Annotated in this window: 13 protein-coding genes; all 13 read left to right on the forward strand. The window is 64.3% G+C overall.

Translation table 11 applies throughout. The annotated features are described in order from the left end of the window. On the forward strand, window positions 1–847 hold an 847-nt coding region (locus tag ABE463_RS12080), incomplete at its 5' end, for a flagellin (RefSeq protein WP_346468336.1). An 81-nt stretch (window positions 848–928) separates the two neighbouring features. Next, window positions 929–2,173 carry a flagellin gene (locus ABE463_RS12085; RefSeq protein ID WP_346468337.1) on the forward strand — a complete coding sequence of 415 codons (1,245 nt, stop codon included), beginning with the start codon at window positions 929–931 and terminating at the stop codon, window positions 2,171–2,173. 81 nt (window positions 2,174–2,254) lie between these two features. After that, a complete protein-coding gene (locus ABE463_RS12090; RefSeq protein ID WP_346468338.1) occupies window positions 2,255–3,493 on the forward strand; it encodes a flagellin in 1,239 nt (412 codons plus the stop codon). A 450-nt stretch (window positions 3,494–3,943) separates the two neighbouring features. Continuing rightward, a complete protein-coding gene (gene fliD, locus ABE463_RS12095; protein WP_346468339.1) occupies window positions 3,944–5,326 on the forward strand; it encodes a flagellar filament capping protein FliD in 1,383 nt (460 codons plus the stop codon). Window positions 5,327–5,454: 128 nt separating this feature from the next. Continuing rightward, on the forward strand, window positions 5,455–5,871 hold the full coding sequence (fliS, locus tag ABE463_RS12100) for a flagellar export chaperone FliS (RefSeq protein WP_346468340.1): 417 nt from the start codon (window positions 5,455–5,457) through the stop codon (window positions 5,869–5,871). After that, window positions 5,868–6,164: a hypothetical protein gene (locus ABE463_RS12105; protein WP_123729209.1), complete on the forward strand. Its 297-nt coding sequence runs from the start codon at window positions 5,868–5,870 to the stop codon at window positions 6,162–6,164. Before fliS ends, ABE463_RS12105 begins: the two co-directional genes overlap by 4 nt. Then, the gene (locus ABE463_RS12110; RefSeq protein ID WP_346468341.1) at window positions 6,161–6,742 is read left to right on the forward strand and encodes a PilZ domain-containing protein; all 582 of its coding nucleotides are present in this window, start codon (window positions 6,161–6,163) and stop codon (window positions 6,740–6,742) included. Before ABE463_RS12105 ends, ABE463_RS12110 begins: the two co-directional genes overlap by 4 nt. An 87-nt stretch (window positions 6,743–6,829) precedes the next feature. Then, window positions 6,830–7,462: a response regulator transcription factor gene (locus ABE463_RS12115; protein ID WP_346468342.1), complete on the forward strand. Its 633-nt coding sequence runs from the start codon at window positions 6,830–6,832 to the stop codon at window positions 7,460–7,462. A gap of 264 nt (window positions 7,463–7,726) precedes the next feature. Beyond that, window positions 7,727–9,136 (forward strand): RNA polymerase factor sigma-54, encoded by a 1,410-nt coding sequence (rpoN, locus tag ABE463_RS12120; RefSeq protein WP_346468343.1) that lies wholly within the window; start codon window positions 7,727–7,729, stop codon window positions 9,134–9,136. Window positions 9,137–9,150: 14 nt separating this feature from the next. Then, entirely contained in the window at window positions 9,151–9,531 is a 381-nt protein-coding gene (locus tag ABE463_RS12125; protein WP_123729727.1) for a response regulator transcription factor, read from the forward strand. Beyond that, a complete protein-coding gene (locus ABE463_RS12130; RefSeq protein ID WP_346468344.1) occupies window positions 9,524–11,020 on the forward strand; it encodes a sigma-54 dependent transcriptional regulator in 1,497 nt (498 codons plus the stop codon). Before ABE463_RS12125 ends, ABE463_RS12130 begins: the two co-directional genes overlap by 8 nt. A gap of 443 nt (window positions 11,021–11,463) precedes the next feature. Next, window positions 11,464–11,826 carry a flagellar hook-basal body complex protein FliE gene (gene fliE, locus ABE463_RS12135; protein WP_259260921.1) on the forward strand — a complete coding sequence of 121 codons (363 nt, stop codon included), beginning with the start codon at window positions 11,464–11,466 and terminating at the stop codon, window positions 11,824–11,826. A 12-nt stretch (window positions 11,827–11,838) separates the two neighbouring features. After that, on the forward strand, window positions 11,839–13,479 hold the full coding sequence (fliF, locus tag ABE463_RS12140) for a flagellar basal-body MS-ring/collar protein FliF (RefSeq protein WP_346468345.1): 1,641 nt from the start codon (window positions 11,839–11,841) through the stop codon (window positions 13,477–13,479). Window positions 13,480–13,489: the final 10 nt, after the last annotated feature.

Raw genomic sequence — 13,489 nt, forward strand, 5'->3', positions numbered from 1 at the left:
GTCCGAGTTCAACGGAACCAAACTGCTGGATGGCTCGTTCTCCAGCCAGTTGTTCCAAGTTGGCGCCAATGCTGGTCAGGCTATTGCCATCGACAAGGTAGTCGATGCCAAGTCTGATGCCCTCGGTGCCGCGAAGTTCGCCACGGACTTTGTCGGAACCGCTGCAACTGGAACTGACGCCGATGTTGCGACGGATGACATGATCATGTCCAAACTGCAGATCACGATCACTCCTGAAGGCGGTACTGCACAGAAGATTGCCATCGGTGACATCAACGTCAAGAGCGGTGAGTCGATATCCACCGCAACCGCCGCAGCGATCAACAACAAGCTCGGCGAGACCGGCGTCTACGCCACGGTCAAGGATGGCGCAGTTACGCTTGCGTCGGTCAAGGCGGGCCAAGTGTTCGCGGTAGATGCCCTCGCCGACGATTCGACTAACGACGATGCAGCCGCAATCGTTCTCGCGAACGTCGGTCTGGCAGGTGGTGGCGGCACCGGTGCAGGCACCATCCCGGCGGCGACCGAGAACAGCGTGCTGAAGGGTCTTACGATCGAATCTGTGACGGGCGCTCAGCGTGCGCTGGAAGTCGTGGACAAGGCACTAGAGTCTATCAACAGCACCCGCGCAGACCTTGGCGCCGTGCAGAACCGGTTCACCTCGGTGGTTGCGAACCTTCAGACCTCGACCGAAAACCTGTCCGCCTCGCGCAGCCGCATCAAGGACACCGATTTCGCCAAGGAAACCGCCGAACTGACACGCACTCAGATCCTGCAGCAGGCCGGCACGGCCATGCTGGCCCAGGCCAACCAGGTGCCGCAGAACGTGATGAGCCTCCTGCGCTAACTCACGCTCCTGCTGCCTACGCCGAGTAGCTCGGCGTAGGCGCAGATACCGAATTGCGATTCATCGCCAAAGGAAACAACCATGGCACAAGTCATCAACACCAACACAATGTCGTTGAATGCTCAGCGTAATCTGAGCACCAGCGGCAGCTCCCTGGCCACCACCATCCAGCGTCTGTCGTCGGGTTCGCGCATCAACAGCGCCAAGGACGATGCGGCCGGCCTGGCGATCTCTGAGCGCTTCGGCACCCAGATCCGCGGTACCGATGTGGCCATCCGTAATGCCAACGATGGCATCTCGCTGGCCCAGGTTGCCGAAGGTTCGCTTTCGGAAATCGGCAACAACCTGCAGCGCGTTCGTGAACTGGCCGTGCAGGCTTCCAACGCTACCAACTCTGCTAGCGACCGCAAGGCCCTGCAGGCCGAAGTGACCCAGCTGGTCAGCGAAATCGACCGCGTCGCAAAGCAGTCCGAGTTCAACGGAACCAAACTGCTGGATGGCTCGTTCTCCAGCCAGTTGTTCCAAGTTGGCGCCAATGCTGGTCAGGCTATTGCCATCGACAAGGTAGTCGATGCCAAATCAAACGCCCTGGGTGGAAGCGTCTTCGATAGCGCGAACCTGACACTCACCGCCGGTGCAGCGGGCGTCGCTGGACAGGAAGTGACTATCAAGGGCCCGACACTGACCGGAGGTGGGTTGCCGACGGCAGGCGTGGCCATCGGTGACGTCAAGTTCATCAGCACTGGCGTTCCGGCAGACGACCTGGCAGCAGCCAACAAGGCCACCATCGCGGCGATCAACGGAAAAATCGGCGAGACCGGTATCTATGCTGAGCTGTTGCCGGCAGACGGCACTGCTACCCCGGCCAGACTGACTGACACGATTAGTCTCACTTCGGTCAAAGAGAGCGTGGACGGCGACGGTAAGTTCAGCGCTATCAAGGCGGCAGTGACCACCGGCGGCAACTTTACGACCAGCGTCATTGCTGGCACGGCGACTGCACCTCCTGCCAAGCAGCTCAGCGATGTAAACATAAGTGACGTTGCTGGCGCTCAGCAGGCCATCACCATCGTCGACAAAGCCCTCGGCTCAATCAACAGCACCCGCGCCGACCTCGGCGCCGTGCAGAACCGGTTCACCTCGGTGGTTGCGAACCTGCAGACCTCGACCGAAAACCTGTCCGCCTCGCGCAGCCGCATCAAGGACACCGATTTCGCCAAGGAAACCGCCGAACTGACACGCACTCAGATCCTGCAGCAGGCCGGCACGGCCATGCTGGCCCAGGCCAACCAGGTGCCGCAGAACGTGATGAGCCTCCTGCGCTAACTCACGCTCCTGCTGCCTACGCCGAGTAGCTCGGCGTAGGCGCAGATACCGAATTGCGATTCATCGCCAAAGGAAACAACCATGGCACAAGTCATCAACACCAACACAATGTCGTTGAATGCTCAGCGTAATCTGAGCACCAGCGGCAGCTCCCTGGCCACCACCATCCAGCGTCTGTCGTCGGGTTCGCGCATCAACAGCGCCAAGGACGATGCGGCCGGCCTGGCGATCTCTGAGCGCTTCGGCACCCAGATCCGCGGTACCGATGTGGCCATCCGTAATGCCAACGATGGCATCTCGCTAGCCCAGGTTGCCGAGGGTTCGCTTTCGGAAATCGGCAACAACCTGCAGCGTATTCGCGAGCTGTCTGTCCAGTCGGCAAATGCGACCAACTCTACTAGCGATCGCAAGGCACTGCAGGCCGAAGTGACCCAGCTGGTCAGCGAAATCGACCGCGTCGCAAAGCAGTCCGAGTTCAACGGAACCAAACTGCTGGATGGCTCGTTCTCCAGCCAGTTGTTCCAGGTTGGCGCCAATGCAGGCCAGGCCATTGCGATCGACAAAGTGGTCGACGCGAAAGCCGACGCACTGGGTAACGCGCTCTTTGATACACAGACTCTTACTATCGGCGGCGGTGCCGACACGCCTGCCGATGCTGGGAAGACTATCAAGATCTCTGGCTTGACGATCGGCGGCGGTAGCCTCGCATCGGGCATCAAGCTTGACGATGTTGAGATTACTTCTACGGGTCTAGCCGCTGAAGACAACAAAGCACTTGTTGCCGCAGTTACCACCGCTATCAATGCAAAGATTGGTGAAGCTGGTGTCTACGCAAAAGCAGGAGCGACCGCAGGCACGATTAGTCTTACGTCTGTTAAGGAAAGCATTGATAAGGACGGTGCCTGGAGTGCTATGACTGTCTCCGCAGGTTCTTCGTCGGGCGGCACGACGGCCTATACGGTGGATGAAATCGATGGCTCGGCAGCCGCTCCGACCAGCGGCGGCAAGCTTCTGAAGGATGTCAACATCGAAGACGTTGCCGGCGCTCAGCAAGCCCTTGAGATCGTTGACAAGGCACTGAACTCAATCAACAGCACCCGCGCCGACCTCGGCGCCGTGCAGAACCGGTTCACCTCGGTGGTTGCGAACCTGCAGACCTCGACCGAAAACCTGTCCGCCTCGCGCAGCCGCATCAAGGACACCGATTTCGCCAAGGAAACCGCCGAACTGACCCGCACCCAGATCCTGCAGCAGGCCGGTACGGCCATGCTGGCCCAGGCCAACCAGGTGCCGCAGAACGTGATGAGCCTCCTGCGCTGATCCAAAGAAGTACCGCTCCCGCCGCCGTCTTCAGCCGGTGGCGGGAGCAACCCGAAGCATCGCAATCGTCACGCAGGAACGGGCCATGGCCATGAGCCGGACTCTCTCCCGGTCGCCACATCTTCGTGGCCATGGCCCGCCCCTGCGGCAGAACTGTTATCAGCGCTGGTTGTTTGACTGAACACCTCGGGTGGCTTCGTCTCCCCCCGTTTTTCAGTAGCCTGACCCCTCCTCTGCATTGGAGGAGGGTTTTTTACAGACCCTCTGGCATGAGCGCGCATCGCCGCCCTGCCCTGAGTGACCTGCAACCGCCGTGCCAAACCCGGCGCCAAGTTGCTGGCACAACTCCTGCATCAACGAGAGTTCTAAAGACCCGGCGGCTACGGCCGCTAATTTCGTTGATGGCATCGCCCTGCACCATTGGCAGCGGCAACACACAGGAGATACAACGTGGCGGACTTCGGTTACGGCGGCATCGGTTCAGGACTCGATATTTCCGGCATGGTCAGCAGCCTGGTGGCTGCCGATCGCAAGCCGGCGGACAATGCACTGAACCTGCAGCAGTCCAAGGCCAAGATGCAGCTCTCGGCGATCGGGACGGTAAAATCTGCGTTCGACACCCTTAATACGGCGCTGAAAGCGCTGAAGGCCGAGACCGCGTTCGATGCGCGAACGGTAACCGCCAGCAAATCCGGCACTGACGAGATTTTGACAGCCACCGGCACCAATGCCGCTGCAGCTGGCACCCATCTCATCAACGTGACGAAACTCGCCACGGCCAACAAGTGGATCGCTGACACGGCACTGCCGAAAACCGAGACGTTTGGTGCCGGAACCCTGACACTGACTGTCGGAGAGGGCGACAAGCAGAAGACGTTGAACATCGACGTGGCCGCGGATGACACGCTCAGCTCGATCCGCACCAAGATCGAAAAAGCGGGTCGCGCGTCCGGGGTGCAGGCAACGCTGATCGCTTCAGGCGATAGTCAGTACTTGTCGCTGTCGCAAGGGAAGTCCGGCGCCGCCAATGCAATCAAGCTGACTGCAGACGCAGGCAATCCCAAGCTGGTCGCGCTTGCTGGGAGCCTGAAGGAGCATACGAAAGCAGCAGACGCGGAGTTGACCATCGATGGTGTGGCCGTCACCAGCAGCGAAAACACCGTCAGCAGCGTTATACCCGGCCTCACACTGAATCTGAAGAAAGAGGGCGAAAGCACCGTCACCATCACCACCGATGCCGCCGCAGCGCGCAAGGTGATGCAGGACTTCGTGACCGCCTACAACGGCGCAATCGCTGCGATCAACACCGCGACCAAGTACGACATCGAGAACAAGGAGCCCTCGTCCCTGACCGGCGATGCGCAGATGCGCGGCGCCTCGAGCCAGCTGCGTGGCCTCATGGGAGGCATCCTGAAGGACCTGTCGGCGGCCGGCCTGGATCCCAAGACGCTGGGGCTTCAGACCCGGGGCTATCCGAATGCCGATGGCAGCCTGGTGCTGGACACCGCGAAGTTCGACGCCGCGCTGGTCAATCAGGGTGGCGCGGTCCGTGAGGCTTTGACTGGCGATGACGGTGCGGCCGCCAAACTTTTCGCCGTGGTCGACGGCTACGTCAGCACTGCTGTAGGCAAGGAAGGGGCGTTTGTATCGCGCACCAAGGGCATCAACGCGACGCTGACTGACATCGACAAGCGCCGCAAAGCCCTGGACGTCCGCATGGAAGGCGTGTCCGAGCGCTACAAAAAGCAGTTCCTGGCACTGGATGCACTCATGAGCAAAATGAGTCAGTCGATGACGAGCCTGACCACGCAGCTCTCGCAGCTCGGCGGCTGATCGATCCCGGCAGCGGACTCAAGTTGAACCGGTTTGCTGCCGATACCTCTCGCAGGACACCCCGCAGGCTCCACCCGGTGCCGACGATGTCGCGAACCTCGCGGCCCCGAACGAAGGAGACATGATTGATGTACGGTTCCAACCGTCAATTCACCGAGCAGTACCGCCAGGTCGGTGTACAGAGCGCCATCACCGATGCCGACCCGCACAAGCTGGTCGCGCTGCTGCTCGCCGGTGCCTGCGAACGACTTCGACTCGCCCTGGCCTGCCTGGAACGCGGCGACCAGGCGCGCAAGGGCAAGGCGATCGGCGAGGTCTGCGCGATCGTCGGTCACCTCAACGGCTCGCTGGACCATGAAGCCGGCGGCGAGATAGCCGGTAATCTGTCCTCGCTGTACGACTACGTGATGCAGCGCCTGACCGAAGCCAACCTGCACAACGATCCGGCCGCGCTGAACGAGGCGCTGGAACTGCTGGGCGAGATCGATGCGGCCTGGAATGCCATCCCGCACCAGCAGCGCCACGCCGAGCAGGCCACCCCATGACGTCGCTGGGCTCGCTCAACGCCCGTCTGGATGCTCTGGAGACGGCGCTGCAGGAAGAGAACTTCGATGAGGCCGGCCTGCAGCTGGATGCGCTCGATGCCGCCCAGACCACCTACCTGGCCGGCCCGTCGGCATTGTTCGACGTCCCGGGCCTGTCTTCGCTGCAGGCGCGCCAGCAGCGGATCATGCTGTTCATGATGCGCCAGCGCGAAGAAGCCAGCCGGCATCTCCACAACGGCCGCCAGTCGCTTCGCGCCGCGCATGCGTATCTCACGGCAGAATCCCTGTCATGACCGACCTTCGCGCCAGCGAGATTCATCACCCCGCCGAAAGCGAGCTGTTCGATGAGACGCTGAGCTGCGAACTGGCGCTGCCGGCCGAGTTCCGCATCGGCAGCGCGGTGATCCGTCCGGGCACCGCCGAAACCCTGCTGCGCAGTGTGGCCCTGGTGGAAGATGCCCGCAGCGATGACGGGCACGACGACCGCAGCGACGCCACGCTGCAGGTGCAGCGACTGGAAGCCAAACTGGACCTGGTGATGGTGCTGCTGGGCCGGCTGGTCCGCCAGAGCGCCCAGGATCTGCCGCTGCGTCCGCTGCGCTGGTCCCGCCGGGGTATCCGGATTGAACAGGGCATGCGTACTGGCGCTGCGGCGGGCAGCCAGGGCGTGATCCGGCTGCAGCCCTGCGATTGGCTGCCCGACCATATCGATCTGCCCGTGGTGATCGTGGCCGAGGCCGCCAACGGCGCCGGCGCGCATTATCTGTGGCTGCGCTTCGAGGGCCTGAGCGATGCGCTGGAAATGGCGCTGGAGCGGCATTTGTTCCGCCTGCACCGCCGCCAGATCGCCGAAGCGCGGCGCCTGCGCTGACCATACGGCACCGACTGTGATCCAGTCGGCTTGGCGCTGGCCCGCCACTCCGTTAAGGTTACCGCCTCCCCGCTCCCCTAGTAGCCTGTGCGCGTACTCATAGTCGACGATCACACCCTGGTCCGTGCCGGCCTCAGCCGCCTCCTGCAGGGCTTTACCGACGTGGACGTCGTCGCCGAGGCGAGCAATGCCGAGCAGGCCCTGCAGCTGAGCGTGCAGCACGCGCCGGACGTGGTGCTGATGGACCTCTCCCTGCCCGGCCGTACCGGGCTGGAAGCGCTGAGCGACATTCTGCTGCGTACCCCCGGCTCACGCGTGGTGATGATGACCATGCACGATGACGCCGTGCATGTGCGCGACGCGCTCGACCGCGGCGCCGTCGGTTTCGTGGTCAAGGATGCCGCCCCCCAGGAGCTGGAACTGGCCCTGCGCGCCGCCCATGCCGGCCAGGTGTTCCTGAGCCCGCAGATCTCGGCAAAAATGCTGGCGCCGATGCTCGGCAAGGAAAAGCCGGTGGGCGTGGCGGCCCTGTCGCCGCGTCAGCGCGAGATCCTGCGCCAGATCGGTAAAGGCGAGAGCAACAAGGAAATCGCCGCGGATCTCGGCATCAGCGTCAAGACGGTGGAGACCCACCGCGCCCGCATGATGGAGTCGCTGGGCTGCCGCCGCGCCACGGATCTGGTGCTGCTCGCCGCGCGCCAGCAGCACGAACTGGAATGACCTGCGACGGTTCGGTGGCGTTTTTCGGCTGCGGGCAGACCCCCACGTCAGGATTCTGATGCGACACACGGCCACCAGGCCGATGTTACGGGGGGTTTACACCAGTAAATGCGTCAAAATGACGTACTGATGTAGTGGTTTTCCCCACACCCTGTCGGGGATTTGACGACATCACTCAGGAACCCCCTGATTCCGGTGCCCCCGGAACAGAAGCAAGATGTGTTCCATAACGCGCCGGGGACTCGGCGTGATCGGGGAAACGCCTTGAAAGCCTCCATGTCGACCCAGATGGGTCAGCAGCTTCACCTCACGCCGCAACTGCTGCAGTCGATCCGTCTGTTGCAGCTCGATGGCATGCAGCTGGAGTTGGAAATCCGCCGCGCACTGGAAACCAATCCGCTGCTGGAGATCGAAGAGGCACCCGAGCCGGTCGCTGCCGACACCGCCGAAGCCGTCACGGCCCAGGACGTGGCCGCCTTCGACGAACTGCCCGAGAGCACTATGTGGGACGTGGCCGGTGCCGGCTGGCAGGACGGCGATGACGACCGCATGCAGCGCGTGGCCGCTGGCGAATCCACCGACCCGCAGTTGCGCGTGCTGCAGCGCCTGGCGATGGAACTGGACGACCGCGAACTGGCCGTGGCCGGTTTCTGGCTGGAACACTGCGATGACACCGGTTATCTCGACGCCCCCTTGGCGCAGCTGACCCTGCTGGCCAGCGCGCATTGCGACATTGATGCCGCCGGCGTGGAAGCCGTCCGTCAGCGCATTCTGCACGGTGACCCGGCTGGCCTGGCCGCCCAGAACCTGCACGAATGCCTGAGCGTGCAGCTGCGCACCCTGCCCGGCCGCGTGCCGGCCCGGCATCTTGCACAGCGTGTGCTGGATGATGGGCTTGCCGCACTGGCCACGCATGACTACGCCGCGCTCGCCCAGCAGCTGGACGCCGAAGTCGCCGACATCCACGAAGCCGTCCGCCTGATCCTGTCGCTGCAGCCGCGACCGGGCGAGAGCCTGCTGCCCGATACCAACGGTGTGGTGATCCCCGACGTGGTCGCCTGGCATGCCGATGGCCAGTGGCGCGTCGCGCTGAACCCGGCCACCAGCCGCCGCCTGAGCATCAACCCGCATTACGAACAGGCCCTGGCCGAGACCAGCGAAGCCGCACAGCCGCTGCGCGACATGCTGCAGGAAGCCCGCTGGCTGACCCGTGGCCTGTCGATGCGCTATGACACCCTGCTGCGCACCGCGCGGGTGATCATCGAGCGCCAGTCCGGCTTCCTGACCCGTGGCGAGGAAGCGATGGCGCCCCTCACGCTGAAGGAAGTGGCCGATGAAATCGGCATGCACGAGTCCACCGTCTCGCGAATCACCACCGGCAAGTACCTGCAGACGCCGCGCGGCACGCTGGAACTGAAGCACTTCTTCGCCGTGCGACTGGAAGGCGCGAGTGTCTCCGGCCAGGCCGTCAAAGCCATGGTGCGCCGCCTGATCGAATCCGAGCCGGCGGCCCGCCCGCTGGCCGATGAGGCCATCGCCGGCCTGCTTTCGCGCCAGGGGGTGAACATTGCCCGCCGGACCGTTGCAAAATACCGCGAACAACTGGACATCGCTCCGGCGCGCGAACGCCGCCGCAGCCATGCCAGCACCCCGCAATTGGCCCGGGTGGGCTGAAGGAAATGGACGACATGAACAAGCTCACCGTGCTGCTGGTCGATGACCACGAGGGTTTCATCAACGCTGCGATGCGCCACTTCCGCAAGGTCGATTGGCTCGATGTCATCGGCAGCGCCGCCAACGGCCTGGAAGCGATCGAACGCTCCGAGTCGCTGCGCCCGCAGGTGGTGCTGATGGATCTGGCGATGCCGGAGATGGGCGGCCTGCAGGCGACCCGCCTGATCAAATCGCAGGATGACGCACCGTACATCGTGATCGCCAGCCATTTCGATGATGCCGAACATCGCGAGCACGCCCTGCGCGCGGGGGCCGACAACTTCGTCAGCAAGCTCTCCTACATCCAGGAAGTGATGCCGATCCTGGAAGGCCTGAAGGAACCAGGCCATGAGTGAATCCCGCATCCTGGTGGTGGACAACGACGCGGTCCGCGCCGAGCGCACCGTCGCGCTGCTGGAGTTCATGGACTTCAATCCGCGCTGGGTGGCCGATGCCAACGATTTCGACGTCACCCGCCACCGCCCCAATGACTGGATGGCCGCCATCATCGGCAGCCTGGACAATTCCGACCGCAGCGATGCGTTGTTCGCGTGGCTGGGCAAGGGCGCCCTGCCCCCGCCGGTGATGTTGATCGACGGCGATACCACCGCTTTCGCGCAGCAGCATGGCCTGCACGAAGCCAACGTCTGGCCGCTGGAGGCGCCGCTGCGCCACGCCCAGATGGAAGGCCTGCTGCGCCGCGCCAGCCTCAAACGCCTGGATGCCGAACACCAGGCCGGTGCCGTGCAGGACCAGGGCCCGACCGGTGAAGGCGTTGCGGTCACCCAGCTGCGCCGGATGATCGAGCAGGTCGCCGCCTTCGACACCACCGTGCTGGTGCTGGGCGAATCGGGCACCGGCAAGGAAGTGGTCTCGCGCTCGATCCACCAGCGCTCCCCGCGTCGTGATGGGCCGTTCGTGGCGATCAACTGCGGTGCGATCCCGCCGGACCTGCTGGAAAGCGAGTTGTTCGGTCACGAAAAAGGCGCTTTCACCGGTGCGCTGAGCGCCCGCAAGGGTCGTTTCGAAATGGCCGAAGGCGGCACGCTGCTGCTGGATGAAATCGGCGACATGAGCCTGCCGATGCAGGTCAAGCTGCTGCGCGTGCTGCAGGAGCGCAGCTTCGAACGTGTGGGTGGCAACCAGACCATCCGCTGCAACGTGCGCGTGATCGCCGCGACCCATCGCGATCTGGAAACGCGCATTGCCGACGGCAAGTTCCGCGAGGATCTGTTCTATCGCCTCAACGTCTTCCCGATCGATGTGCCGGCCCTGCGTGAGCGCAGCGAAGACCTGCCGGCGCTGGTGACCACCATTGCCGGCCAGCTGGCCCGCACCGGCCGCGGTGAAGTGCGCTTCACCGGCGAGGCCCTGCAGGCGTTGGCCAGCTACGAGTGGCCGGGCAACGTGCGCGAGCTGACCAACCTGGTCGAGCGCCTGGCCGTGCTGCACCCCAGTGGCAACGTGCGCGTGCAGGATCTGCCGGCCCGCTACCGCGGTGATTTCGCCATCACGGCACCGGTGGCCGCCGCAGCGCCCGCGCCGCTGGCCGATGAACGCCTGGACCTGCGCAGCTTTTCGTTCCATACCCCGGGCAGCCAAGGCGCTACCTCGGCGGAGAACGGCGGCGCTCCGGCCAACCGCGCCCCGGCCCTGCCCGACGACGGCCTGGACCTGCGCAACCACATGGCCAACATCGAGCTGACCTTGATCAACGAAGCGCTGGAGCGCACCCAGGGCGTCGTCGCCCATGCCGCCCAGCTGCTCGGCCTGCGCCGCACCACGCTCGTGGAAAAGCTGCGCAAGTACGGCATCGAGCGCGACCAGACCGAACTGACTGGCTGAGCAGAACGACACAATGCAACCAGAAGCCCGGGCATGTCCCGGGCTTTTCTGTGGATCTGACGGGTGGCCGCCAGCGCTCTCCACACGCGGGTCGCGATGCCCTTGTGGGCGAAGTAAAGGAGGAGGGGTCGGCCGCAGGCCGGCGCCGGGGGACATTCGCCGGCAAGGGCATCGTGGCCCACCGCCGACCGACCCACCGGTCTCTGCCTCGAAGGATCAGACCACCCTCCGCCGGTTTTCCGGCGTCGACTCTCCGGCACGCCAGCGCGTCAAACCGCCGCTGGGCCAATCAACCGCGCCTCGCGTACACCACGGCCACCCCGCCGGAGCCGCTGACCCCGCAAACCCCCGCCCCCCTTACGAAACTGAATCGCTCATCACTTTCGGCACGGCACTTGCAACGTATTCACTCGAAACCCATCCCCTGCTTCGGAACGTTCCAGATGTCGCACTCCGTCACCTCGATCCTTTCTCAGATCCGCACCTTCCAGACCCAGATGGGGCAGCCTGCCGTCAGTCCGCTGACGGAGATGCCGCGCAGCAATGCCATCCAGGGCCTGGTATCCCCCCAGGAGATCCAGGGCCCCAGCTTCACCGAAACCCTGCGTGGCGCCATCGCCGGCGTCAACGATGCGCAACAGAAATCCGGCGCCCTGGCCAAGTCCTTCGAACTGGGTGAACCCGGTGCGGACCTGGCCAAGGTCATGGTCGCCTCGCAGCAGTCCCAGATCGCCTTCCGCGCCACCGTGGAAGTCCGTAACCGTCTCGTCCAGGCTTACCAGGACGTGATGAACATGCCGCTGTAAGGATAGAAACGCATGGCCCTGTCGCTCTCCAAAGAATCGCTGAACACCGAAAAGGCTGGGCAGTGGTTCGACCGGCTGCAAAGCCTGCAGATCACCCGTCGGCTCGGCCTGATGGCGATGATCGCCGTGGCTGTGGCGGCAGGCCTGTTCGTGTTCTTCTGGTCGCAGAAGCCCGGCATGGTGCCGCTGTACACCGGGCTGGACCAGAAGGCCACGGCCGAGGCCACCGACCTGCTGCGCGCCGCGCAGATTCCGTTTGAACTGGACCAGGCCACCGGTGGCATCACCGTGCCGGAAAAGAACCTGCACGATGCCCGCCTGAAGCTGGCCAGCTCCGGGCTGACCGACAGCGGTCGTCTGGGCTTCGAGCTGATGGAGCGTGACCCGGGCTTCGGCGTCAGCCAGTTCATGGAAAACGCCCGCTACCAGCACTCGCTGGAAACCGAGCTCTCGCGCACCATCAATACGCTGCGCCCGGTCCGTGATTCGCGCGTGCACTTGGCCATTCCCAAGCCCAGCGCCTTCACCCGCCAGCGCGATGTCGCCAGCGCCTCGGTGGTGCTGGAACTGCGTGGCGGCCAGCAGCTCGAACGCGGCCAGATCGATGCCATCGTGCACATGGTCGCCGCCAGCATTCCGGATCTGGCGCCGGAGCGCGTCACCGTGGTCGACCAGAGCGGGCGCATGCTCAGCGTCTCCGACCCGAACAGCGAGGCGGCGATGAATGCCGCACAGTTCGAGCAGGTACGCCGCCAGGAAACCTCGTTCAACCAGCGCATCCGCGAGCTGCTCGAGCCGATGACCGGCCCCGGCCGCGTCAACCCGGAAGTGAGCGTGGACATGGATTTCTCGGTGATCGAGGAAGCCCGTGAGCTCTATAACGGCGAGCCGCAGAAGCTGCGCAGCGAGCAGATGAGCGAAAACAGCACCAACGTGCCCGGCCCGCAGGGCGTGCCCGGTGCTGCCAGCAATACCCCGCCCGGCCCCGCCGCCGCGCCGGCCACCGCGCAGGCACCGACGGAAAGCTCCAAGAACGCGACCCGCAACTACGAGCTGGACCGCACCCTGCAGCACACCCGCCAGCCAGCCGGTCGCATCAAGCGTGTCTCGGTGGCGGTGCTGGTGGACAACGTGCCGCGCGCCGGTGCCAACGGCAAGATGGCCGACCAGGCCCTCTCCGCTGCGGAGCTGACCCGGGTGGAAGCACTGGTCAAGCAGGCGGTCGGCTTCGATGCCGAGCGTGGCGACACGGTCTCGGTGATGAATGCCCCGTTCGTGCGGGACGTCACCCCGGTCGAAGGCCCGAAGTGGTGGGAGCTGCCGCAGGTCCAGGACGCACTGCGTCTGCTGCTCGGCGCGATCGTGGTGCTGGCCCTGGTGTTTGGTGTGCTGCGCCCGGCGCTGCGCTCGATCACCGGCCAGAACAAGGCCAAGGAAGAAGAGCTGGAACCCCACACGGCCGACGTGCAGCTGGTCGACGATGGCGAGGGCTTGCCCGCCCTCGGCAGCGAACGCCTGAACGCGGCTGGACATGAACCCCTGGCACTGCCGGTGGACTCTTACGAGGAACGACTGCGCATGGCGCGTGAAGCTGTAAAGACCGATTCCAAGCGCGTGGCCCAGGTGGTCAAGGGCTGGGTGGCCAATGACTGAGAACGTGCCC

This window comes from Stenotrophomonas sp. TWI819, assembly GCF_039673075.1.
GTDB lineage: Bacteria > Pseudomonadota > Gammaproteobacteria > Xanthomonadales > Xanthomonadaceae > Stenotrophomonas > Stenotrophomonas rhizophila_B.